The following is a 23110-nucleotide window of genomic DNA, read 5'->3' as shown; positions in this document are numbered from 1 at the left end:
AGCATAGTTAAGACTCGCTCACTGTGCCTTGATCGGCCAGGGTCAATTGCTGTTGCAGGGCCTGCGCCAGTTCGAGCATCGCTTGGCTGGTTGCCGCCCAGCGACGGGCAATCTCCTGTGACGCGAGCGCTTGCTGGCAGGCGTCCTCGAGCTCATCGCAACATTCGATCAACCGCGAGGCCTGCGCGATGCGTGCTGCGCCCTTGATCTTGTGCGCAACCACTGCCAGCGCTTCGCGATCATCCTCGGGCGACAGCCTCAGCAGTTCTTCGCGGTCGAGACGGCTGCTCTTGAGCAGTTCCACCAGCATGCGCCGGGTTTGCCCGGGGTTGTTGCCGGTCAGCAGGCTCAGACTTTGCAGGTCGAAGACCGAGGCCGGTGATGCCGGCGTGATGCCGTCGATCCATTGTCCGAGCAAGGTCAGACTCAACGGTTTGAACAGGCAGTCGTCCATGCCGGCGAGCTTGCAGCGCTGGACTTCTTCGGGCTGGGCATTGGCGGTGAAACCCAGCACGGTGCAAGGCGGGCGGTGGTTTTGCAGTTCAAGCTGGCGAATCCCACGGGTCATGTCATAGCCGTTCATCAAGGGCATGTTGCAGTCGACGATCACCAGATCGAAATGATCGGCCTTCCACCGCTCGAGGCCGCTGCAGCCATCTTCGGCAATGCTGAAGCGATGACCGAGAAACTCCAGTTGCTGACACATGAGCAAACGGTTGGCCGGATGGTCGTCGACAACCAGGACATGTAACGGCGTTGTCGCAGGCTTGATCAACGGTTCGCTTTTCGGCGGATTCGCCTTTGCCGGCAGGCTGTCCAGCGGCAGCGATATGCAAACCTGAGTGCCGATGCCGGGCTGGCTGCTCAACTGCAGTTGTCCGCCCATCATTTCGCACAGGTTGCGACTGATGACCAGCCCGAGTCCGGCGCCGTTTTTTGCCTGCCTACTGCCGTTATCCGCCTGCGAGAAAGGTTCGAACAAGCGCTGTTGATCTTCGGCGCTGATGCCTGAGCCGCTGTCCTGCACGGTCAGCTGCATCAATGTTCGCCCAGCAGCGTCTGCCGGGATCAGGTCGAGGGTGATCCGCACGTGGCCGCTTTCGGTGAACTTGATGGCATTGCTGACCAGGTTGGACAGCACTTGCTTGAAGCGCAGCGGATCCAGGTGCACATCCACAGCCGGGTTCGGCGGGTTGAAGACGACTTGCAAGGCAAGGTTTTTCTGCCGCGCTAGGCCGTCGAAGATGCGCGCAACGGAGGTCACCGTGTCGACCAGATTGATCCACTCCGGAGACAGGCTCAGACGGCCGGACTCAATGCGGGCGATGTCGAGGATATCGCCGATCAGCCCGAGCAGATCCTTGGCCGAATGGTAGGCCGTGTCGATCGAAGCGCGATCGGGGTGCTGCGGATCGATGCGTCGCAGGGTCAGTTCGAGCATGCCGATCACGGCGTTCATCGGTGTACGGATCTCGTGGCTCATGGTTGCCAGGAAGGTACTTTTGGCCCGGTTCGCCTCGTCTGCCTGTTCTTTGGCCGCACGCAGTTTTTCAAACAATTGGCGGCGTTCACTGATATCGATCCAGCCGCCAATGATGCCCTGGACGGCACCGCTGGAGTCGCGGTAGGGAAGTATCCAGTGGTAAATCGTCAGGCGGCGGCTGCCGATGTGCAGAGGCCGGTCGAGTATCAAGGGAATGCCTTCGGCAATGACTCTCTGGTAATCGGCCTGGAACGCCTCGGCCTCGCATGCGTTGCTCAGGGTGCCTTGCACGACGCCTTTGCCGATGATGTCCTCGCGTCTGGCGTTGAACGCTTCGAGATAACTGTCGTTGCAACTTTGCAGCAGACCCTGGCGATCTCGCACGTAGATCGGGTGCGGCGTGCCGTTGACCAGCGAGCGCATGAACTCCAGTTGATCGTTCAGCGCGCGTTCGGCGGCCTGACGTTGCTTGATCTGGTGGCGCATGTAGGCGTTCCAGGTCAACAACAGCAGCAGGATCAGGCCGGCGGCTGCGACTACTTGGTAGAACAGGCGCTGGTAGTTTTGCCAGATGTTCTGTGATGCCGTGGAGTAACCGCGCCAGCGGCCGTTGATCACGCCGAGCTCCTCGGGAGCGATGCTCAGCAGCGCCTTGTTGATGATCGAGGCCAGTTCGGTGTTGTCACGGGCGGTCGCCAACGAGAAGGCTGCCTGACTGGTGCCGATCGTGGTGGTGATTTGCAATGGCCGATCGAATATGCGCGATGAGATGAAATAGTTGGCGATTACCAGCGAGTTCACCGCGCCGTCGACGTGATTGTCGGCCAGCATCGACACGGCGCTGAAGGTGTCGGGGGTTTCGATCAGTTCGATGCCCGGAAAATTCTCATGCAAGTAGGCGACCAGCGGATTGCCTTGGGCGATCGCCAGACGCTTGCCTTTGAGTTGGGCCAGGTTGGTCGGGCTGTCGGCGCTTTTGCGGGTCAGCAGCACGTAGGAATTTTCCAGATAGGGACGACTGAAACTCAGGTTTTTTTCACGTTCGGCGCTGGGCAGCAGGGCGGCAATCAGATCGGCTTTGTGATTGTCGATCTGCCTGATCATTTCCGCATCGTTACGGCTGCGCTGGATTTCGAAACGCAGGCCGGTACGCAAGCGGATCAGCTCGAGCAGGTCGGCACTGATGCCGCGGAAATTGCCGGCGCTGTCGAAGAAGGTCAACGGTGCGTACGCCTCATTGACCACTACGCTGACGACGGGATGCTGCTTGAGCCAGTTCTCCTCACGATCCGTCAGCTGGAGTTTACTGTCGGTGAGCAGCAGGTCGCTGCCGGCGCTCCAGCGTTTGGCGATGTCATCGCGCTGGCTGCGCGGGATCGCTGCTAGCACGGTGTCGATGATGCCCAGCAACTGCGGATTGCTGCGCCGCACGGCGAAGCTGAAGCCATGGGCTTCCTGCTTGCCGAAGTTGGCCATGCGGACGTTATTGAGATAGCCCTTGTTGATCATGTAATGGGTGGAGAGGGTGTCGCCGAGAAACACATCGGCCTGGTCGAAGGCCACCGCGTTGATTGCGTTCTGATAGGACGGATAGCAGGTGATCAGCGCTTTGGGATACAGCGCCTTGATCTCCGGCAGCGGCAAATAGTGATACACCATGCTCAGGCGCAGGCCGGCGAGGCCTTCGGTTAGCGAGCGGGTTTCATCTTCGCGGGTCACCAGTACCGGCTGATCGACCGCGTAAGGTGTGGAGAACGCGAGGTTGGCATTGCCTGCTTCGTAGCCGTTGGCTGTGCCAAGCAGGTCGATCTGGCCATCGATCAAGGCGCGAATGGCAGCCTCGCGCGAGGGAAAGCGTTGCACGCGAATCGGCAAACCGGTGGCTTGACCGAGAATCCCTGCGTAATCGGCGGTCAGTCCCTCGTAGTCCTGGCCACTGACGGTCATGTCGAATGGCGGGTAATCAGGTGCGGAGGTACCCAGTTTCAGTTCGCTGCGAGTCTGTAGCCATTGCCGTTGTGACGATTGCAGGACAATCCCGACAGCCTCGGTTGCCGAGCGGCTGAGCAACGCATAGTCGGGTGAGGGGCTTGGCGAGGCGAAGGCATTGGCGCTCAGATACAGAACGGCGCTCAAGGTGATCAGGTAGTCCTTCAGACGGCTGGGCATGTGGGGTCTCACACGAGTGCGTTGCGTTTGGCCATCTCGATAAGTTCTACAAGGGATCTGGCTTTGAGTTTTTGCATCAGACGCTTTTTATAAGTGCTGACGGTCTTGTTGCTCAGAAACATGCCCTTGGCAATTTCCTTGTTGGTGCGTCCTTGTGCAAATAACTGCAATACCATCAGCTCGCGATCATTAACGGATTTGAATAGTTCAAGTTCTGCATATCGAGTGTCATCGCTGCGCACCGGATTAAGTGCCTGACTGGGGAAGTAGTTGTAACCGGAAAGTACCGCTTTGATTGCGCTGACCAATTCGCTCAAGTCTTCCTGCTTGCAGACATATCCCGATGCACCGGATTGCATGCAGCGGATACCGAACAGCGTAGGACACTGCGCCGTCAGAATCAGAATCTTGAAATTGGAACCCATGGTGTTGAAGCGGGCCAGTACTTCGAGGCCGTCCAGCTTGGGAATGCTGATATCGAGAATGACCAGGTCGGGCATGCATTCACGGACCATCTGCATGGCATCGACACCGTTATCGGTCTCACCGACGACCTTGTAGCCTTCATGTTCCAGGAGCATTCGCACGGCGAGGCGGATGACCGGATGATCGTCCACAATAAAAACGGAGTTCATAAATAGAGTCCCATGCAAGCATGAATAAAGCGCGCACCTTAGCTCAGATGCATGAGCACTCGCATGGACTGGTAGTGTCGCGACTACGTTATCGGATTAATCCTACGCGTAATGAAGAAATGGACTACGTTGAAATTAGGATTGGCGTAAGGAAGCACGAGCGTTCAATTCGCCGAAGATGGAAATTATCCGAGAGCCAATATTGATCTCCAATTATTTACTGGTGTTTAAAGTTGTGTTTAACAAGTGCGGTTCGTTTTGTTTGGTTGCCTGGGTCAGCGCGATCCAGTCTTACCAGTTTAAAGAACGCGTATAACGTTCGTGGCGATAACTCACCGGGCATCAGCCGGCCAGACCAATGGCCGGCTGATGGGGGACGATCAATGACTTGAGCGGCCGGTCATTTCCAGTGCCATGTCACTGGCGTAACTGTCGGTCATGCCGGCGATGAAATCGATCATGCGCAGAAACGAACTGTGCAGCGAACCTTGAGGGTCCGGCGCATTGTTGCCGAGCAAATCGAGAATACGCCGGCTCTTGAACGACGGCGTGCGGCCGTTGTGCTGCTCCAGCGCGGCACCGCAGAACGAATTGAGCAGAATCTCCAGCGTGGTATACGCGCCGATCTCATGCAGCGTCTTGCGCTTGTCCTGGAAGATCTTCTTGCGCGCGATGTCCTTGGCGTTCAACACGCAGCGCTTTGCCGGCCCGTGCATGTGTTCGACCAGATCGCCGTGCAGTGTGCCGGCGAGCAGAGCATCCTGCTGTTCGACAAATGCCCGCGCTGCCGCGTTGGTCAGGTGCTCGATGGCCTTGCCGCGCAGGATCGCCAGTTTGCGCCGCCGGGAATCCTGCGGGCCGAGCTGGCGATAGGTTTCCGGCAAATCGTCGCCGACCAGACCGAGCAGCAGTGACTCGACTTCGGCGTATTCGAGCAGCTCCATTTCCAGACCGTCTTCGAGATCGATCAGCGCATAGCAGATGTCATCGGCAGCCTCCATCAAGTACACCAATGGATGGCGTGCCCAGCGCTGGTCTTCGATTTGCGGGAGACCGAGTTTGTGCGCGATCTGTTCGAGCAGCGGCAGTTCGCTTTGGTAGCAGCCGAATTTGTGTTTCTTGTAGCCGAGGGAGTCGGCGTGGCGCGCGGTCCACGGGTACTTCAGATAGGTGCCCAGCGTCGCGTAAGTCAGGCGCGTGCCGCCATCGAACTGGTGATATTCCAGCTGCGTCAGCACGCGAAAGCCTTGAGCATTGCCTTCGAAATTGAGGAAATCACCACGCTCGGCCTCGCTCATGCCGTCCAGCCAGCCACGTCCGGCGGCTTGTTGAAACCAGTGGCGAATCGCGTCTTCGCCGGAATGGCCGAATGGCGGATTGCCGATGTCATGGGCCAGGCAGGCCGACTGCACGACCATGCCGAGGTCGGCCGGGTCGCACCAGTCTGGCAGCGCGCTGCGCAAGGTTTCACCGACACGCATGCCCAGCGAACGGCCGACACAACTGACTTCCAGCGAATGGGTCAGGCGCGTGTGAATGTGATCGTTGCTGGTGACCGGATGCACTTGGGTCTTGCGCCCGAGGCGGCGGAAGGCCCCGGAGAAAATGATGCGGTCATGGTCTTTGTGAAAAGGGCTGCGGCCGAGTTCTTGGGGGCTGTGCAGCGGCTTGCCGAGGCGTTCGCGGTTGAGCAGGGTTGGCCAATCCAAGGCTGAATCTCTCCGTCTGGTGACTGATCGCCCTAGCTTCCCGGTTCGGCTGCGCGCCTGCAAGCGGAACTACAGGCCTGCTGCGTCGATATCGATCAACAGCAAGCGTTCACCGTTATCGAAAAACTGTCCGGCAGTCAGGCAATACTGGTTGCTGGTGGCGTCGCGATAGGTGTTGGACAGGGTCAGGCGGCGTTCTTCCCAGCCTTCGGCCAGCAGATGATAGAAGTACGGTCGCCACGACCAGTTGTGCCCCAGATAGCGATCATCGGCGAACCAGCCGTTATGGCGCCATTCCAGGTTGGGGGTCAGCTGCGTGCCGTGGCGGTCGCACTGATAAAAGCGCAGCAGCCAGGGAAACGCCTGCAATTGCGGCAACGCACTGAGCGGGGCGCGGGCCTGCGCCCATTGCTGCAGAATCGCCATCAGTTCGCTGAGCTGCTGACGCATTTGCATCAGCCGCCCGCGCTCGCTGAGTTTCTGCTTCACGTAGCGTTGCCGCAATTGCGCGAAATGCGCGACGAAGGCATCGGTAGCGAAGAATTCTTCTTGTGCCCGGGCGAAGAGAAATCCCTGCACATAGCGCGAGCCGCACTCCAGCGCGAAATTCAGCTGCGCTTCGGTTTCGACGCCTTCGGCGATGATCCAGCAGCCGGTTTTCTCGGCCATCTGGGCGAGAGCCTTTACCACATCGCTGCTCGGTCCGCCGAGGGCTGCAGCCTGAAACAGGCGCATATCGAGCTTGAGAATGTCCGGTTGCAGGGCCAGCACCCGATCCAGCTGCGAATAGCCTGCGCCGAAATCATCAATGGCGATTCTCGCCCCTGCGTCACGGTAGCGCCCGACCACGTGGGCCAGGCGTTCGCTGTTACCACCCAGTTCGGTGATCTCGAAAACGATGCGCTGCGGATCAACCTCGTGTCGCGCCAGTTGTTTGAGACTTGGCAGCGCTTGATCGGCGCGCAGGCGGCTGATCCAGCGTGGCGACATGTTCAGACTGAGAAACCACTCGGCCGGCGCTTCATGCAGGCGGCTGAGGGCGTGATCACGGATTTGCCGGTCGAGACGGCGCAAGGCAGTGGCCGGCGTGCGCGGATCGGCGAACAACGGTCCTACCGAGGTCAGTTGACCATCGCTCTGACGCAGGCGACCCAATGCTTCGACGCCTGCAATGCGGCCGGTGGCGGTATCGATGAAAGGCTGAAAACAGGCGAGCGGTTGCCCGTCGATCACGGCAAGTCCTTAATCTTGTTTTTGGTTTGGCCGCGCTTGCCGGATAGGCACGCGGGATGGAATCTCCCGATAAGGAGATTCATCCCGGCGCTACTGCAAGAATGTAGCCAAAAGGGCGATTCAGCGTTTGCCTGAGCTGTGCATGACCAGTCTGATCAGCGGCCCAAGCGTCGTGCCCAGACGCAGCAGTCGCGTCAAGCCGCCACCACTGCTGCGTTTCGAGCCTTTGCCGGTGAGGAAACCCAGCAGCGTCACCGCCGCCACGCCCCACAACGGCGCATGCTTGATGCCGAAACCATCCTGCACGTTCTGCTTCATGCCACGCATGCGCTGCAACGGTTGCAGCACTTGCGCGGTTTCGTGGCGGATTTCCTGACGGTGCATTTCCATGCGCAGGCGGATCAGCGCCTTGCGCATTTCCCGGCGCGAGCTGTTGTGCGGAAGTTCAGGCAGGCTCATGGCAGCAGGCGCTCCCGGTCGTTGGCCAGCTCTTCGAGCGTGCCGTGGAAAGGCGAGGACTCATCGAAAATCGCCGCTTTGAGGCGCAGACCGCAGAAGATCGACGCCAGCGTGTAAAACACGCACAGGCCGATGATCGCCGCCAGGCGGTAGGTGTCCCAGAAGATGATCATCACCAGCGTCGACAGACCTACCAGCAACAGCAGGGCAAAAACCAGCGCCAGGCCGGCGAACAGCAGCAGGCTGACAGTGCGTGATTTCTGCTCCTGCAGTTCGATGCCGAACAGTTCGACATGACTGTGCAGCAGGCCCAGAACGGCAGCGCCGAGGCGACGCGTGGAGGAGGCGGTGCCCGCAGTCGGGCCGGATTCACCGATCGACATGATCAGCGCCGAGTTGCCAGCAGGCCGATCAGAAAGCCGACGCCGGCAGCGATGCCCACCGACTGCCATGGGTTGGCCGACACATAGTCTTCAGTAGCGGTTACGGCCGCCTGACCGCGCTCACGCAGCGTGTCTTCGGTCACCTTCAGGGTTTCCCGGGCACGCAGCAGGCTGTCATGAATCTGGGCACGCAGCTCATCGGCCTGATCACCAGCGAGGGTCTTGGTGTGTTCGAGCAAGCGTTCGGTGTCGGCGACCAGAGTCTGGAAGTCGTTCATCAGGATTTCTTGAGCAGTCTTTGCCTTGATGCTGGCCATGGGTGGATCTCCGTAGGTGGCTTTGAAGCGTTCGAGTATGAGCCTTGCGCGAAGGTTCAGTGCAAATGCCTGGTACAACTTTTGCTGTGTCGTGGTGCGTCGCTCGGCGTATGTGCGCTGTTGCCGGGCGTCCGAGCAGAAAACTCTAATTCATTTGCTCGCGGTTCGTGATCAGACATCGATATATGCGCCAAATCAGTTCATCAACCCTGCCGTTGGATATTTGATGAGTCGTAATTTGGTGCATGAAATGCACACATGAACCGCTTTGGTGCCTTTTAGCCTTGGGTCTGCCTCCTCATGGAAAATCTGCAAAGCGCTGTGGACACGCTGGTTCACAGCTCCAACACGTTGTTCATTCTGATCGGTGCGGTGATGGTACTGGCGATGCACGCCGGTTTCGCCTTTCTGGAGGTCGGCACGGTCCGGCAGAAGAACCAGGTCAACGCGCTGGCGAAAATCCTCAGCGATTTCGCCGTCTCGACCCTGGCCTATTTCTTTATAGGCTATTGGATCTCCTATGGCGTCACCTTCATGCAACCGGCGGCGGTGCTCACGGCTGACCATGGCTATGGACTGGTGAAGTTTTTCTTTCTGCTGACCTTCGCTGCCGCGATCCCGGCGATCATTTCCGGCGGCATTGCCGAACGCGCGCGGTTTGTCCCGCAGTTGTGCGCGACGGCGCTGATCGTGGCGTTTATCTATCCGTTCTTCGAAGGGCTGATCTGGAACGGTAACTTCGGTTTGCAAGGCTGGCTGGCGGCGCAGTTTGGCGCGGCATTCCATGATTTCGCCGGCTCGGTGGTGGTGCATGCCGTGGGCGGTTGGCTGGCGTTGGCCGCTGTTCTGCTGCTCGGCCCGCGCAATGGTCGCTATCGCGATGGACGCCTGGTCGCGTTCGCGCCGTCGAGCATTCCGTTTCTCGCACTGGGCTCGTGGATCCTGATTGTCGGCTGGTTCGGCTTCAACGTGATGAGCGCGCAGACGCTGCAAGGCGTCAGTGGCCTGGTCGCGGTCAACTCGCTGATGGCCATGGTCGGCGGTACCGTCGCGGCGTTGATCGTTGGGCGCAATGACCCGGGCTTTCTGCACAACGGCCCGCTGGCCGGGCTGGTGGCGATTTGCGCCGGCTCCGACCTGATGCATCCGGTCGGAGCGCTGGTGACCGGCGCGATCGCCGGAGCCTTGTTTGTCTGGTGCTTTACCGCTGCGCAAGTCAAATGGCGCATCGATGATGTCTTGGGTGTCTGGCCGTTGCATGGTTTGTGTGGCGTGTGGGGCGGGATTGCCTGCGGCATCTTCGGTCAGTCTGCGCTGGGTGGCCTGGGCGGCGTCAGCCTGATCAGCCAGTTGATCGGCACTGCGCTTGGCGTCGCGGTGGCGCTGGTCGGCGGCTTCGTCGTCTACGGCGCGATCAAGGCATTGCATGGGCTGCGCCTGAGTCAGGAACAAGAGTATTACGGCGCCGACCTGTCGCTGCACAAGATCGGCGCGGTGAGTCAGGACTAGATTTCCTCATCATTGGCTCCGGGATAGAAACCGTGGAGCAGGCGATAGCGATCGATACGCACTTGATCGACCTTCTCCTGCACTTTGTGCGCGGGCAGGCCAAGCATGATCAGCGCGTGTGAAGCGAGCATCAGGCTCGACTCCAGAAGCTCCGGCACCACCTCGGTGGCGCCGGCGGCTCTGAGCTCCGCCGATTGGCTGTCGTCACGGGTGCGTACCAGAATCGGCACCTGTCGGTTGAGTCGCCGGGCTTCGCGCAGAATGCGCAACGCCACGTCACTTTGATCCACGGCAATCACCAGCAGCCTGGCGCGCAACAGGCCAACCGCAGTAAGCAGATCGCCACGCGACGAGTCGCCGTAATGCACGTCGCTTTCCGCGGATGCGGCTTCCTGCACCCGCACCGGATCGTTGTCCAGCGCAACATAGGCTTGCCCCGCATTGCCCATGAAGCGGCCGATGGACTGGCCGACGCGACCGTAGCCGCAGATCACCACGTGCTGGTCGAGGTCGGCGTTGAGCGCGCTGATCTGTTCGATCTGCGCTTCCTGATTGGGCTTGCGGTGCAGCACGGCCGCAATGCGCGGCGCCGCACGCAACAGCAGTGGCGTGAGCAGCATCGAACAGAACGTCGCCGCGAGCAGCAGTGCACCCGGCTCGGCCGGCAACAGGCTGTTCTGCTGCATCTGCGCCATCAAGGCAAAACAGAATTCGCCACCCTGGGCCAGGGCCAGGCCGCTGCGCCATGCGGTTTCGCTGTCGCTGCCGCGCCACTTCACCAGCAGCGCGACCACGATGCCCTTGATCAGCATCAGGCCGAGCGTCAGGCCGATGATCAACAGGCTGTGACTGACGAACAATTGCAGGTCGATCAGCATGCCGATGCTGACGAAGAACACGCCGAGCAGGATGTCGCGAAAGGGCCGGATGTCAGCTTCGATCTGGTGCCGGTAATGGCTTTCCCCTAGCAACATGCCGGCAAGGAAAGCGCCGAGTGCAGGCGACAGCCCCAGCAAGTGCGTGAGCCAGGCGGTCAGCAGCACGATCACCAGCGCCAGAAGAACGAACAGCTCCGCCGAACGCGAGGCCGCCACCTCATGAAACAGCCGTGGCAATAACCAGCGACTGGCGAGCAGCAGGCCGAAGAACAGCACTACGGTTTTGCCCAGGGTCAGCGGCAGGGCCCAATACCAGGCCTGCTCGCTGGTGCCAGCGAACACCGGAACCAGTGTCAGCAGCAATACCGCGACAACGTCCTGAAACAGCAGCACGCCGACCGCGTTCTGGCCGTGACTGCTGAACACTTCACCAAGGCTGCCCAGCTCCTTGGTCACGATCGCCGTGGATGACAGCGATAAACCGGCACCGAGCAACAGCGCCGGCATCAGCGGCATGCCCAGGCCCATCAACAGGGTGCCGAGCAGCGCTGCGCTGATCAGCACTTGCTGACTGCCGAGGCGAAACACCACCTGACGCAGCGCAATCATCTTCGACAGGGAGAACTCCAGGCCCAGGGAGAACAGCAGAAACACCACGCCCAGCTCGGCGACATCCGGCAGATGTTCGCTCTCGTTGACCCAGTCGAATGCGTTCGGCCCGACCAGTAATCCCACGCACAGGTAACCCAGTACCGGCGGCAGTCGCAGGCGTCGGAACAGGGCAATCACCACCAGGGATGAGGCGAGGATGATCAACAGATTTGCAAACACGGGACACTCCGCTGTCAGGGCGTTGGCCTCTGAAGCGTAGAGGCAAAAAGTCCGCGAGGATGACGCATTTGCAATTTGCGCTGAATGATTTGCGTCAGGATTTTGCGCCGGGAGCGTTGGGTCCTTTGGGCGGCGCCGGGTCGACGACGGTTTAGTGGCGTCCTAGAATGGGCTCACTTGTTTTCCGGTAATGCCGTCATGCCTCCTGAATGTCAGCTGTTCGGCACCCTCGGGTGTCATCTGTGTGAAGTCGCCGAAGCCGAGCTGATGCCCTTCGTCGAGCATGGTCTGCTGGTTGAACTGGTGGACATTGCCGAAGACGAATCGTGGTTCGAAAAATACAGCTTGCGCATCCCGGTACTGCGGCGCGTTGACACTGGCGCGGAGCTGGATTGGCCGTTCAGTGGCGATGAAATCGCGGCGTTTTTACGATGATGGGGTTTACTACCGTTCTTCCGCTGGTCGCAGCGATACATCCTTGCGTTGGCGCTCGCTGACTTCTTCGGTTACTGTATGTCCATACAGCAATCGAGTCAGAGGGATGAATCGTGGTCAATGTCGAACAGTTGAAGAGCAGCGTTAACCGGATGTCGGTCGACGTGGTGCGCGAGGCCGTCCTCGAATTGCGCCTGGACGGGCTGGTCACGGAAGGCAAGACGCCGTTCAACAAGCTGCATTTCAACACCTGCTTTGCCGAGATCGAAGCCCTGTTTCAGCGCGCCGGTTATCACAAGCAGCTGGATGTGGTCGGTTATCAGGGCCTGCTGTATGCCTTGTACGATCCGGGTCGCTGGGAGGCGGTCGATGTCTTGCGCTGGCTGAAGGAGTTCACCGAAGCGGCGGCACTCAAGTCGATTCCGGCCTGATGAAACTGCGCTAGGTGGCTTTGCCTCACTGTTGGATAATGCCGGCCTGCATTGAGGATTTCTGTTTCGTATGACCAGCCCCGTATTTTCCGCTGCGCACAATCAGGCCAGCACCTTGTATTTGCCGCCCGGTTCCTGGCTGACGGTAGTCGATTGCCTGTGCGAGCACTTCAGCGCCATCGGCCGCGAACAATGGCTCGACCGGATTGCTCGCGGGCGGGTGCTGGATGCGCAGGGCCAGCCGATTGCGCTGGACTTGCCGTACAAGGAAGGTTTGCGCATTCACTACTTTCGCGAAGTGCCGGACGAGAAGCCGATACCGGTGCTCGAGTCTATTCTGTACGCCGATGAACACTTGGTGGTGGCCGACAAACCTCACTTTCTGCCAGTCACCCCGGCCGGAGAATATGTCGAACAAACCCTGCTGCGCCGGCTGATCCGTCGGCTGGACAATCCGCATCTGGTGCCGCTGCACCGCATCGACCGGCACACGGCAGGTCTGGTGATCTTCTCGGCCAACCCGCAAACCCGCTCGGCCTATCAGTCGTTGTTCCCGACGCGGCAGATCGACAAGCGCTATGAAGCGATCGCCCCGGCGCTGCCCGAGTTGAATTTCCCCTTGGTGCACAAGAGCCGCCTGGTCGATGGCGAGCCGTTCTTCCGCATGCAAGAAGGGCCTGGCGCCAGCAACACCGAAACGGCGGTGGAGGTGCGTGAGAAAAATGGTGATCTGTGGCGCTATGGCCTGTATCCCGTGACGGGCAAGAAGCATCAGTTGCGGGTGCACATGACGGCGCTGGGAGCGAGTATTTGCAACGACCCGTTTTATCCGACGGTGTTGAAAGATGTCGAGGACGACTACGCCAACCCGTTGAAGCTGCTTGCGCAGGGCCTGCGCTTCATTGACCCGGTGACCGGGGAATTGCGGGAGTTCGAGAGTCGAATCACCTTGCAGTGGTAATGCTGAAACTGCTTTCCGAGCGCCCATGAAAAAGCCCGCATGACAATGCGGGCTTTTCTGTATCCGGTAACGACGCGGAGCCTTACAGCTCTTTAACGGTACGAACCTGATCCTTGTTGATGCGGGTCTCTTTGCCGTCCAGCTGCTGGAACTCGTAGAAGCCCGAATCATCATCGTATTTCGGGGTGTCGACGGCCTGGATTTCGCGACCGTCATTCAAGGTGATCACTGTCGGCGAGGAGCAACCGGCGAGGGTTGCCAGGCCCAGTGCGAGCATGAAAGTGGCGAGGGTCCGTTGAGTCATGAGTGTGTCTCCGAATGGGAAATCTTCTGGTTACTGAGCTTGAGACGTAAACAAGGCGTGAGAGTTCCTTGGATAGTGTCAGTCTGACACAGTGTTGTGCAGATGTAACAATTCGGGGGTGTTGAGGTTGGCCAGTCGCGGGTCGTTGTCAGGGCATTGCAATGCGACGGCGCCGAGACTGCGCATCACCCTGCCCGGGCTGCGCTCGCCTGCATTCCAGGCTGCTTCGAACGCTGGCAACAGCGCCACCGGAATCACGCACAACAGCGGTTCCCAGTGCTCGCCGTGGCGCAGCATTAAAGGTTTTTCACGTTGCAGATCGGCAGTGGTCAGCATGGCTTCCAGCAACGCCGTGTCGATTCGCGGCACATCGCATGGCAACACCAGCAAATGCGCATGGCGCGCCGCTTTCAGTCCAGCACGAATACCGGCCAGCGGCCCGGGGAAATCGCCTTCATCATCCATTACCAACTGATCGGCAAACCCGGCATAACGCTCGCGATTGCGGTTGCACGAGATGATCAGATCGTCGGTCAGCGGCCGTACCTTGCGCTGGAGATGCGCGATCAACGGCTCGCCCAGCCACTCGATGAGGCCCTTGTCCTGACCGCCCATGCGTTGACCGCGTCCACCGGCCAGAAGCAGGACGGAGCAGGGTGGCAACGGCTTGTTCGAGGGCATGACGACTCTCCAGAGGGGCGGCGGAAAAATGAGCCGCTGTGATATAACACCGGGCTGTTTCCCCTACAACTGGAAGAGCCTATGAAAGCCAAGGCTGATGTACCTTTCGTGCCGCTCAATATTGCGGTGCTGACTGTCAGCGACACCCGAACCCTGGAAACCGATACCTCCGGCCAGGTCTTCGTCGATCGCTTGATCGCGGCCGGTCACGCGCTGGCCGAGCGTGTTTTGCTTAAAGATGATCTCTACAAAATTCGCGCGCAAGTCGCCAATTGGATTGCCGACGATGTGGTCCAGGTTGTGCTGATCACCGGCGGCACTGGCTTTACCGGGCGTGACAGCACACCGGAAGCGGTGGCATGCCTGCTCGACAAACAGGTCGACGGATTCGGCGAACTGTTCCGCCAGATCTCCGTGGCCGATATCGGCACTTCGACCGTGCAGTCCCGGGCCTTGGCTGGTCTGGCCAACGGCACGCTGGTGTGCTGCCTGCCGGGTTCGACCAATGCAGTGCGCACCGGCTGGGACGGCATTCTCGCTGAGCAACTGGACGCCCGTCATCGTCCGTGCAACTTTGTCACCCACCTGAAGCAGGCGGCGCCGTGTGAATCCCGTGGGTAAGCCGGGCAAGACCGGCAGTCTGCTGCCTGTCGAAACGGCGCTCGAGCGTTTGCTGGCCATGGCCGATGCGTCGCGCATTGTCGAGCGCGAATACTTGCCGCTGTCTCAAGTCGAAGGGCGGGTGCTGGCTGAAGATCTGATCTCGACGCTGGATCTGCCGCCGTGGCCGAACAGCGCCATGGACGGCTACGCCTTGAACCTGGCTGATTGGCAGGGCGAGCCGCTGCCGGTCAGTCAAAAGGTGTTTGCCGGGCAATCTCCGCAGTCGTTGGAACCAGGTACCTGCGCACGCATCTTTACCGGGGCGCCGTTACCGGCGGGCGCTGACTGTGTCGAGATGCAGGAAAACGCCGAAGTTCAGGCCGACGGCCGAGTGCGCTTTCTTGAGCCTTTGAAGGCCGGGCAGAACATTCGTCCGCAGGGCCAGGAAACCACGGTCGGTGAATTGGTGCTGCAAGCTGGCACCCGGCTCGGACCGATTGAGCAGGGCCTGGCTGCTTCGCTTGGCTGTGCCGGGGTTAACGTCGTGCGCAAGCCGCGGGTGGCGGTTCTGTCCACTGGGGACGAGCTGGTTGAACCCGGTCAGGCATTGGGTCCGGGCCAGATCTACAACAGCAATCGCGTACTTCTGTGCAGCTGGTTGCAGCGTCTGGGCTGCGAAGTGATCGATGGCGGAATTCTTCCGGACGATCTACCCGCGACGCGGGCGCGGCTGGGCGAACTGCAAAATGTCGATCTGATTCTGTCTACTGGCGGTGTCTCGGTCGGTGAAGCGGATTTTCTCGGCATTGCCTTGCGAGAGGAAGGCGAACTGGCCTTGTGGAAGCTGGCCATCAAGCCTGGAAAACCGTTGACGTTCGGCCATTTCCGCAACGTGCCGGTGATTGGCCTGCCCGGCAATCCCGCCTCTACGCTGGTGACGTTCGCCTTGCTGACGCGGCCTTATCTGTTGCGACGCCTGGGTGTGCAAGATGTCGAGCCGCTCAAGTTTGCAGTGCCAGCAGGCTTTGTCTGGCCGGTGGCCGGCAACCGTCGTGAATATCTGCGCGGGCGCTTGGAGCAGGGGCGGGCGATCATTTACCGCAACCAGAGTTCGGGTGTGCTGCGTAGCGCGGCGTGGGCCGACGGATTGGTGGAAGTCCGAGAAGGCCGCACGCTGAGCGAGGGTGATGCAGTGAGCTTCATTCCCCTCAGTGACCTTCTGGGGTAGAGCATCTCGCCCATGCACGCGTCGGCTGATACGCACGGCGCGTGCAACGAATGATTCGGTCAGTTGCTGATCAATGTCACCAACTGGTCGAATCGGCTGTTGGCCACCCAGCCCAGCAGTCCGAGGATGACAGCGGTGGCACCCGCCGAATACGCCAGGCGGTGTTTGATCGTCCGGACATCATTGAGCACTTCGTCCATATCGCGGCGCATGTATTTGAAGTGAGTCTCCAGCTCGCTGACTCGGGGTTCCATATCAAACTCTCCAGGGGTCTTGGCGCTGTTACAGAAGTCTGGTTTCTTGCTGGCACGACTTTCGGCGAGAGCGGCGACCGGGCTCACCGGTGCCTTGGTTTCATGGTTGTGCATGGAAGTTCTCGCCGATCGTATCAACTGCACGCTTGCTGGTTTTGCCATTGCTCGATTCATGGAAATAAATCGGGGGGTATCCGTTCATTACCGGCACATCCTTGTGTTAATGGGTTGAAGGTTGATGCTGCTGGCACACGGTGACCCAATGGTCGGACGGGGTCAATTAAGCCGATTCCTCTTGTTTCGTAAGAAAAAATACCGCTGTGTAGGACGCCAGCAGTTGGACGAAGAATTAATTGCCAGCTCGGTGGCTTTTTTAAGGCGCACAGTGGTCAAGATGTTTCAATCGATTTCAATTCTTGGAGTGACGTTATGAGTGAACGCCGGGCACTGCTGATCTTGCATGGCAAACAGGCACTCAACGAGGATGTCCGCGCTGCCGTCGAAGCCAAGCGTGAGCAAGGCTGGGAACTGGCTGTGCGAGTGACCTGGGAGGCCGGCGACGCCCAGCGTCTGGTCGAGGAAGCGTTGGCGGCCGGCTACAGCAAAATCATCGCCGGTGGCGGTGATGGCACGTTGCGCGATATTGCCGAGGCGCTGGCTCAGCATCCGCAAAAAGCCAGTCTTGTGTTGCTGCCGCTGGGAACCGCCAACGATTTCTCCCGCGCCGCCGGTATTTCCCTGGAGCCTGCCGAAGCCCTTGAGCTACTGGATGTTCAGCCCTCGGATATCGATCTGGGCGAAGTGGGCGGGCAGATTTTCCTGAACATGGCGACCGGCGGATTCGGCAGCCAGGTGACCGCCAATACTTCGGAAGATCTGAAGAAGGTCTTGGGCGGCGCCGCGTATCTGTTTACCGGCCTGACCCGGTTCAGCGAACTGCATGCCGCTTACGGCGAGTTGCAAGGCCCGGATTTCCATTGGCAGGGTGAGCTGCTGGCGCTGGGCATCGGTAACGGGCGGCAGGCGGGTGGCGGCCATGTGCTGTGCCCCGAGGCACAGGTCGATGATGGTTTGCTGGACATCAGTATCCTGCCGGCACCGCAAGAACTGGTCGGCACGCTGAAGAATCTGCTGAGCGAGGGCTTCGGCCTCGACAACATGTTCGTGCGGGCGCGATTGCCGTGGGTCGAGATCAAGGTCGCCGAAGGGCTGAGCATCAATCTCGACGGCGAGCCACTGGAAGGTGACAGTCTGCGTTTTGTTGCGAAACCCGCAGCGTTGCAGGTGCACTTGCCAAAGGACTCGCCGCTATTGAGTCAACTGACGCCAGTCAGTCATCAAGACTGATGATCTGCTCGCGCACGGCGAACAGCACCAGGCCCGCCACGTCATAGATCTGCAGGCGTTTCATGATCTGTGCGCGGTGGGTTTCCACGGTCTTGACGCTCAAGCCCAGGCCATTGGCGATTTCCCGGGTCGATTTGCCGCGCACGATCAGGCGAAGGATTTCCAGCTGGCGCGCGGTCAGATTGTGCGAATCGGCGATGTCCGGCTGGCTTTTCTGGTTGCGGGTCAGTGCCTGATTGATCACGGTGTGAGCGATGGCCGGGCTGAGATAGCGTTCGTTGTTGCGGAGGGCTTCCAGCGCGTGCTCGAGCTCGGTGGCCGTGGTGTCCTTGAGCAGGTAGCCATGGGCACCGGACTCCAGCGCCTGCATGATCAGCGCCGGGTCGGTGTGCATCGACAGAATCAGCACTTTGCTCTGCGGCCGCACACGCTTGAGGCGTTGCAGCGCTTCCAGGCCACCGGTTTCCCGCATCGAGATGTCCAGCAATACGATGTCGGGGCTCAGTTGCTCGACCATTTCGAGCAATTGCGAACCATCACTGGCTTCGCCGACTACCGCGTAACCGGGAATATCCAGAACCAGAGCACGCACGCCGGCTCTGATCAGCGAGTGGTCATCCACCAGAAGTAAGTTACAAGTCAACGCATAACCTTATTCGTACTGGCCCGTTCGAGTGCCCGAGGCGCCCACGGGAATAGTGCTTCGATTCGAGTGCCTTTGCCCGGCTCGCTGATAACGCTCAATGTGCCGCCCAACTGTTCGATACGCTCGGCCATTCCGGCCATGCCGCGTTGACCTTCTCTGGCCGGGTCGGCCGCCGGGGCAAAACCCAGGCCGTCATCACTGATCAACAGCGTCAGACCTTGCGGCAATCGCTGTACCCGAATCAACAGGTTTTTTGCCTGTGCGTGGCGCAGGATGTTGGTCACGGCTTCCTGGGCAATGCGAAACGCCGCGACGGCCATTTCTTCGGGGATGCCGTTGAGCCGTTGCTGGCAATCGAGACTCCAGTTAACCGGCGTGTTGGCCAGTGTCTTGAGCAAGTGCGCACGCAGGCTGGCTTCGAGGCCCAGACTGGTCAATTGACGTGGATTGAGAATCGCCGAGACGTCACGCACCTTGGTAAGGGTTTCATCCAGTGTGTCGCAGAGCACCTTGCATTGTTCCTGCAGATCCTCCGGCAGGCGGCGTTTGAGCCAGTCACTTTGCAGTTTGGCGGCGGTGAGCAACTGGCCGATATCGTCGTGCAATTCCCGGCTGAGGCGATGGCGCTCGTTTTCCTGAACTTGCAACAGTCGATCAGCCAGCTCTTGTGGTTGAAACTTGATCGATTTGCGTGACAAGCGATATTGCACCCAGACGCACGCGGTGGCGGCGATGTCGAGCGCCAGCAATCCCAAAGGAAGGCGTGCGGAAACAACATACGCCAGCAGACTGCCCAAGGTCGCCAGAACACACAGGACAAGTGTGAAGCGCCGGGCGTTTTCCCGAGAAGGTGGCCATGTAATGAGTGACTTGAGACTGGCGTACATAACGGATGGAGCCAATGGATGTTCGCTGCGGGCAGACCGACCGGTGACTGGCGGATCTCTGTGTGGAAATACTGTCATTTATGTTATTGATTCAAACCGCATTCATTAAGCGATCATTGACCGGCAATAACATCGAAAAGGTAACACTGAAGTCAGTATGCCATTAACCGGCAGGCAACTAACTGGCGGCATAATACCACTTAACATACCGTTGGTCGCGGTTGCTATATATGTCTATTCAGTCAGGAAATATCGGATCGTGGACGCAAGTTCCATATTGGAAAAAGCTGGAGTTGTTGTATTTGGGCCACTTCGATTTGCCTGGAAGTGTCGCTCGGTGGGCACAGGGAAAACCCTGATGGCAGCACCTGAAAATTAGCCGTTGGTCGGGCTGATTATTTGCCCCGGATTGTCGCTTTCAGGCACGAAGTATTCATTTACGACAATATCGCGACTTACCGGCTCAAGCCTGGCGCGCGGTAAAGGATGAAGAGAGCAAACGTTTGCTCACCCTCTTGGGCTCGAACGAGGTTTGGCCCATTTGTGCCGCGAAGGCCTCGAGCAGATCAGTCTGTTCGCTTTTATCCAGGGTCAGCTGTCCGGTCCTGGGATCGACCAGCTCGAGCTGCCACGCCATCAAGGTCAGGCAGTCACGTAACGCATCGAGGGCCTGCTCGTGCAGATCTACGTGATCCTGCTGCAAATTGAGCAGGCTGTAGATGTGCAAGGAAAACTCGGAGATCGCTTCCAGCGCCAGTGCTTCGGCCCGGCCGGCCAGCTTCAGCAGAGTGCCGAGCATGCAGTCGATGGCATCCTTGTCATTGCTGATCAGTTGCAGATGGCTCAGGCATTCTTCGGACTTGGCGAGAAGCGTTTCGGCCTCGACCAGAAATTCGGGGAAGCGTTGCGCCCAGTCTTTACGGTCGATTGGCATGTTCATCTCCACCACGTCGTGTTGGTTGACGGATGGCCGTGTGTGGCGACGATCGTGAATCGTCGGCAGATCGCGCCCGGCGGTGCAGGTGCACGGACCGAGGGGTTCCAGAGGGTGGGTTGCCACTGAATTGCGATCGCACACAATAGCCTGACTCCGTTCATGCAATGAGAATGGCGTCACAGTAATGGCTATTGGAAATGGCGAATATCAGGTTGGGCCTGATTGATCCTAGGGGAATCCCTTAGGCGCGGGAACCTAACGTGCAAACCGAGGTCGCGCCGCAATGAATCTAGCAGATGAAATCACGATTGCCAGTAAAGCATGATGTCAGTGTGACATCAATGGCCGTTTGTGGCATTTTTAGCGGCGCGCTTTACAGCAATCAAGATTAGCTGAATGCAGCCGATAAACCCCCATAGTGAATTCATCAGAACAAGCCCAGGAGTCATTGATGGCCGGCATTCTCGACACGGTAGACCAACGCACGCAACTGGTGGGTGAGAATCGCCTGGAAATCCTCATGTTTCGCCTGGCCGGACGCCAGCTGTTCGCGATCAACGTGTTCAAGGTTCAGGAAGTGCTGCAGCTGCCCAAGCTGACCCTGATGCCGCAGCGTCATCCCTTCGTCTGCGGCGTGGTCAATCTGCGCGGACAGACCTTGCCGGTGATCGACCTGTCTCAGGCAATCGGCATGCGCCCACTGGTGCCGGGTCCGAACAGCACGATCATCGTCACCGAATACAACCGTTCGGTGCAGGCCTTCCTCGTTGGCGGTGTCGACCGCATCGTCAACATGAACTGGGAAGCCATTCTGCCGCCGCCGACCAGTGCTGGCCGCCAGCATTATCTGACCGCGATCAGCAAGGTCGACGATCAACTGGTGGAGATCATCGACGTCGAGAAAGTCCTCGCTGAAATCGTCCCGTACAACGCCAAGGTCTCGCGCGAGAAACTCGACGATCCGGTACTCGAGCGCGCCCGTGGCCGCGAAGTGTTGCTGGTGGATGATTCCAACGTAGCGCTTTCGCAATTGCGCGACACCCTCGGCCAGCTCGGGGTGAAAATGCACATCGCCAGCGACGGTTTGAAAGCCTTGAACATGCTCAAGGCCTGGGCCGATACCGGCGTGCACATGACCGATAAACTGCTGATGATCTTCACCGATGCGGAAATGCCGGAAATGGACGGCTATCGCCTGACCACGGAAATTCGCAACGACCCTCGCCTGCGTGGCTTGTACGTCGTGTTGCACACCTCGCTGTCCGGCAGTTTCAACGACTCGATGGTGAAGAAGGTTGGTTGCGACAACTTCCTCTCCAAATTCCAGCCGGACAAATTGGTTGATGTGGTGCGCCAGCGTCTGATGCTCGACGCTGTGCCGGCCTGAAACACGCACCTCTTGCTTCCTGTGGGAGCGAGCCTGCTCGCGAAAGCGCAGGGTCGGACACATTGATGGTGAATGTGCCGGCCTCTTCGCGAGCAGGCTCGCTCCCACAGAAGTGTATTTACATTAATGACGGCTTTGATTCGGTATTGAAGCTCGTATAGGGTGGCGTTTTTCCTCCAAGGGAGCTGGCCATGCTGCGTCTGAGCGCGCTTTATCGTTACCCGTTGAAATCCGGCAAGGGCGAAATCCTGCAAAGCATCGAGCTGGACAAGCTCGGGCTTGTGGGCGACCGACGCTGGATGCTGGTGGACGAGGCCAGCGGGCGCTTTCTGACCCAGCGTGCCGAAGCGAAGATGAGTCAGTTGTCGGCGTTATGGAATGCCGGCGGCGGTCTGACTCTGAGCGCTCCCGAGCAGGGTTCTATCGAAGTCGCGCTGCCCGCGGCCGACGCCGAGCTGCGCGGTGTGACGATCTGGCGTGACACCCTGCGGGTGCCGGACGCCGGTGATCAAGCCGCGCGTTTTGTCAGTGACTTCCTCGGCAAGCCGACACGTCTGGTGCAAATGCCACTCGAGCGGGCGCGCACCACGCAGTCGGGTTTCGGCAAGGATGACGATCAAGTGGCGTTCGCCGACGGTTATCCGTTGCTGCTGATCGGCGAAGCCTCGCGGCTGGCCCTCTCGGAAACGGTAGGGCGAGAGCTGGAGATGCTGCGCTTCCGTCCGAATCTGGTCATCGAAGGCAGCGCGCCTTACGCCGAGGACAACTGGAAGCGTATTCGCATTGGCGACATCGAATTCCGCGTGGTCAAGCCGTGCGCGCGTTGCATCATGACCACTGTCGACCCGCAAACCGGTGAGCGCAGCGCCGATCGCGAGCCGTTCGCGACGTTACAGAAACATCGCTCAACCGCCGATGGCGCGATGTTCGGGCAGAATCTGGTCAACGACGGCAACGGCCGCCTGGAAGTCGGCATGCCGGTGGAAATCCTCGAATAGGTTGTCGCTGAAACGAAAAATGCCCGGGTCTTTTGGACGCGGGCATTTTTTTGCGCTGTGAAACCGTCGGGATCAGCCGCGGTATTCGCACAGGTAAGCGGTATCCACTTCGACTTTCAGCTGAAACTTGCTGTTGGCCGGGACGTTGAACTGGCTGCCGGCGGCGAAGGTTTCCCAGTCGCTGCTGTCTGGCAGTTTTACGCTCAGCGCGCCGGAAACCACATGCATGATCTCGCGCTGGCTGGTGCCGAATTCGTATTCGCCCGGGGCCATGACGCCAATGGTCGCCGGACCTTCAGCGGTGCCAAAGGCGATCGACTTGACGGTGCCGTCGAAGTACTCGTTGACTTTAAACATGGGCGGATTCCTCGAAAAGGGCTTAAAAGGGGGCGGCCAGTATGCACA

At 59.4% G+C, this 23110-nt stretch carries 24 protein-coding genes; 9 read left to right on the top strand and 15 right to left on the bottom strand.

The genetic code is table 11. The features are described from left to right. Positions 1 to 7: 7 nt before the first annotated feature. The 7 genes from ACZ9BE_RS15975 to ACZ9BE_RS15945 all read right to left on the bottom strand — a co-directional run bounded on the left by ACZ9BE_RS15975 (position 8) and on the right by ACZ9BE_RS15945 (position 8388). Complete coding sequence (locus ACZ9BE_RS15975; protein WP_476249684.1) at positions 8 to 3652, bottom strand: transporter substrate-binding domain-containing protein; 3645 nt, start codon at positions 3650 to 3652, stop codon at positions 8 to 10. An 8-nt stretch (positions 3653 to 3660) separates the two neighbouring features. After that, on the bottom strand, positions 3661 to 4287 hold the full coding sequence (locus tag ACZ9BE_RS15970; RefSeq protein ID WP_041478434.1) for a response regulator transcription factor: 627 nt from the start codon (positions 4285 to 4287) through the stop codon (positions 3661 to 3663). 380 nt (positions 4288 to 4667) lie between these two features. Beyond that, positions 4668 to 5996, bottom strand: a complete 1329-nt coding sequence (locus ACZ9BE_RS15965) for a deoxyguanosinetriphosphate triphosphohydrolase (RefSeq protein WP_016770846.1) — start codon at positions 5994 to 5996, stop codon at positions 4668 to 4670. A gap of 69 nt (positions 5997 to 6065) precedes the next feature. After that, entirely contained in the window at positions 6066 to 7229 is a 1164-nt protein-coding gene (locus ACZ9BE_RS15960; RefSeq protein ID WP_252882442.1) for an EAL domain-containing protein, read from the bottom strand. A 120-nt stretch (positions 7230 to 7349) separates the two neighbouring features. Beyond that, positions 7350 to 7688 (bottom strand): hypothetical protein, encoded by a 339-nt coding sequence (locus ACZ9BE_RS15955; protein WP_016770844.1) that lies wholly within the window; start codon positions 7686 to 7688, stop codon positions 7350 to 7352. Continuing rightward, the gene (locus ACZ9BE_RS15950; RefSeq protein WP_008079909.1) at positions 7685 to 8071 is read right to left on the bottom strand and encodes a phage holin family protein; all 387 of its coding nucleotides are present in this window, start codon (positions 8069 to 8071) and stop codon (positions 7685 to 7687) included. Before ACZ9BE_RS15950 ends, ACZ9BE_RS15955 begins: the two co-directional genes overlap by 4 nt. A 2-nt stretch (positions 8072 to 8073) precedes the next feature. Next, positions 8074 to 8388 (bottom strand): ElaB/YgaM/YqjD family protein, encoded by a 315-nt coding sequence (locus ACZ9BE_RS15945; protein WP_016770842.1) that lies wholly within the window; start codon positions 8386 to 8388, stop codon positions 8074 to 8076. 300 nt (positions 8389 to 8688) lie between these two features. Between ACZ9BE_RS15945 and ACZ9BE_RS15940 the strand changes: the two genes are divergently transcribed. Beyond that, on the top strand, positions 8689 to 9897 hold the full coding sequence (locus tag ACZ9BE_RS15940; RefSeq protein ID WP_041478438.1) for an ammonium transporter: 1209 nt from the start codon (positions 8689 to 8691) through the stop codon (positions 9895 to 9897). Here ACZ9BE_RS15940 and ACZ9BE_RS15935 read toward each other — a convergent pair. Then, positions 9894 to 11606 carry a cation:proton antiporter gene (locus ACZ9BE_RS15935; RefSeq protein ID WP_476249683.1) on the bottom strand — a complete coding sequence of 571 codons (1713 nt, stop codon included), beginning with the start codon at positions 11604 to 11606 and terminating at the stop codon, positions 9894 to 9896. The genes ACZ9BE_RS15940 and ACZ9BE_RS15935 overlap by 4 nt on opposite strands. A 198-nt stretch (positions 11607 to 11804) precedes the next feature. Between ACZ9BE_RS15935 and ACZ9BE_RS15930 the strand changes: the two genes are divergently transcribed. From ACZ9BE_RS15930 to ACZ9BE_RS15920, 3 genes are all read left to right on the top strand, one after another. Further along, the gene (locus tag ACZ9BE_RS15930) at positions 11805 to 12041 is read left to right on the top strand and encodes a glutaredoxin family protein (protein ID WP_016770838.1); all 237 of its coding nucleotides are present in this window, start codon (positions 11805 to 11807) and stop codon (positions 12039 to 12041) included. A 113-nt stretch (positions 12042 to 12154) separates the two neighbouring features. Then, positions 12155 to 12472 (top strand): hypothetical protein, encoded by a 318-nt coding sequence (locus ACZ9BE_RS15925; protein ID WP_016770837.1) that lies wholly within the window; start codon positions 12155 to 12157, stop codon positions 12470 to 12472. Positions 12473 to 12542: 70 nt separating this feature from the next. Beyond that, a complete protein-coding gene (locus ACZ9BE_RS15920; protein WP_476249682.1) occupies positions 12543 to 13433 on the top strand; it encodes a pseudouridine synthase in 891 nt (296 codons plus the stop codon). An 82-nt stretch (positions 13434 to 13515) separates the two neighbouring features. On the opposite strand, the gene ACZ9BE_RS15915 is transcribed toward ACZ9BE_RS15920, so the two are convergent. After that, positions 13516 to 13737 (bottom strand): YgdI/YgdR family lipoprotein, encoded by a 222-nt coding sequence (locus ACZ9BE_RS15915; protein WP_016770600.1) that lies wholly within the window; start codon positions 13735 to 13737, stop codon positions 13516 to 13518. 78 nt (positions 13738 to 13815) lie between these two features. Beyond that, a complete protein-coding gene (gene mobA / locus ACZ9BE_RS15910; protein ID WP_056788518.1) occupies positions 13816 to 14418 on the bottom strand; it encodes a molybdenum cofactor guanylyltransferase MobA in 603 nt (200 codons plus the stop codon). An 81-nt stretch (positions 14419 to 14499) separates the two neighbouring features. Here mobA and moaB point away from each other — a divergent pair, with 81 nt between their 5' ends. Both moaB and ACZ9BE_RS15900 read left to right on the top strand, forming a co-directional pair. Continuing rightward, the gene (gene moaB, locus ACZ9BE_RS15905) at positions 14500 to 15039 is read left to right on the top strand and encodes a molybdenum cofactor biosynthesis protein B (RefSeq protein WP_016770598.1); all 540 of its coding nucleotides are present in this window, start codon (positions 14500 to 14502) and stop codon (positions 15037 to 15039) included. Further along, positions 15023 to 16249, top strand: a complete 1227-nt coding sequence (locus tag ACZ9BE_RS15900; RefSeq protein WP_095182187.1) for a molybdopterin molybdotransferase MoeA — start codon at positions 15023 to 15025, stop codon at positions 16247 to 16249. The genes moaB and ACZ9BE_RS15900 overlap by 17 nt, the downstream gene beginning before the upstream one ends. A gap of 59 nt (positions 16250 to 16308) precedes the next feature. On the opposite strand, the gene ACZ9BE_RS15895 is transcribed toward ACZ9BE_RS15900, so the two are convergent. Further along, positions 16309 to 16617 (bottom strand): hypothetical protein, encoded by a 309-nt coding sequence (locus ACZ9BE_RS15895; RefSeq protein ID WP_172834003.1) that lies wholly within the window; start codon positions 16615 to 16617, stop codon positions 16309 to 16311. 315 nt (positions 16618 to 16932) lie between these two features. On the opposite strand from ACZ9BE_RS15895, the gene yegS reads away from it, so the two are divergent. Further along, complete coding sequence (yegS, locus tag ACZ9BE_RS15890; protein WP_041478444.1) at positions 16933 to 17850, top strand: lipid kinase YegS; 918 nt, start codon at positions 16933 to 16935, stop codon at positions 17848 to 17850. Here yegS and ACZ9BE_RS15885 read toward each other — a convergent pair. The 3 genes from ACZ9BE_RS15885 to ACZ9BE_RS15875 all read right to left on the bottom strand — a co-directional run bounded on the left by ACZ9BE_RS15885 (position 17834) and on the right by ACZ9BE_RS15875 (position 20317). Then, a complete protein-coding gene (locus ACZ9BE_RS15885) occupies positions 17834 to 18493 on the bottom strand; it encodes a response regulator (protein ID WP_056788523.1) in 660 nt (219 codons plus the stop codon). The two genes, yegS and ACZ9BE_RS15885, sit on opposite strands and share 17 nt — an antisense overlap. Further along, on the bottom strand, positions 18490 to 19383 hold the full coding sequence (locus ACZ9BE_RS15880; RefSeq protein ID WP_024013690.1) for a sensor histidine kinase: 894 nt from the start codon (positions 19381 to 19383) through the stop codon (positions 18490 to 18492). The genes ACZ9BE_RS15885 and ACZ9BE_RS15880 overlap by 4 nt, the downstream gene beginning before the upstream one ends. Positions 19384 to 19846: 463 nt before the next feature. Then, entirely contained in the window at positions 19847 to 20317 is a 471-nt protein-coding gene (locus ACZ9BE_RS15875) for a hypothetical protein (RefSeq protein ID WP_150637816.1), read from the bottom strand. 454 nt (positions 20318 to 20771) lie between these two features. On the opposite strand from ACZ9BE_RS15875, the gene ACZ9BE_RS15870 reads away from it, so the two are divergent. Together ACZ9BE_RS15870 and ACZ9BE_RS15865 are read left to right on the top strand one after the other, a co-directional pair. Next, entirely contained in the window at positions 20772 to 21707 is a 936-nt protein-coding gene (locus ACZ9BE_RS15870; protein ID WP_016770829.1) for a chemotaxis protein CheV, read from the top strand. Positions 21708 to 21898: 191 nt separating this feature from the next. Continuing rightward, positions 21899 to 22705 (top strand): MOSC domain-containing protein, encoded by an 807-nt coding sequence (locus ACZ9BE_RS15865; protein WP_252882440.1) that lies wholly within the window; start codon positions 21899 to 21901, stop codon positions 22703 to 22705. Positions 22706 to 22777: 72 nt separating this feature from the next. On the opposite strand, the gene ppnP is transcribed toward ACZ9BE_RS15865, so the two are convergent. Further along, positions 22778 to 23062 (bottom strand): pyrimidine/purine nucleoside phosphorylase, encoded by a 285-nt coding sequence (gene ppnP, locus ACZ9BE_RS15860; RefSeq protein ID WP_024013687.1) that lies wholly within the window; start codon positions 23060 to 23062, stop codon positions 22778 to 22780. Positions 23063 to 23110: the final 48 nt, after the last annotated feature.

The organism is Pseudomonas sp. TE9122 (assembly GCF_056278925.1).
The sequence above is the reverse complement of the archived record's forward strand: the minus strand, read 5'-3'. Positions and strand labels throughout refer to the sequence as shown.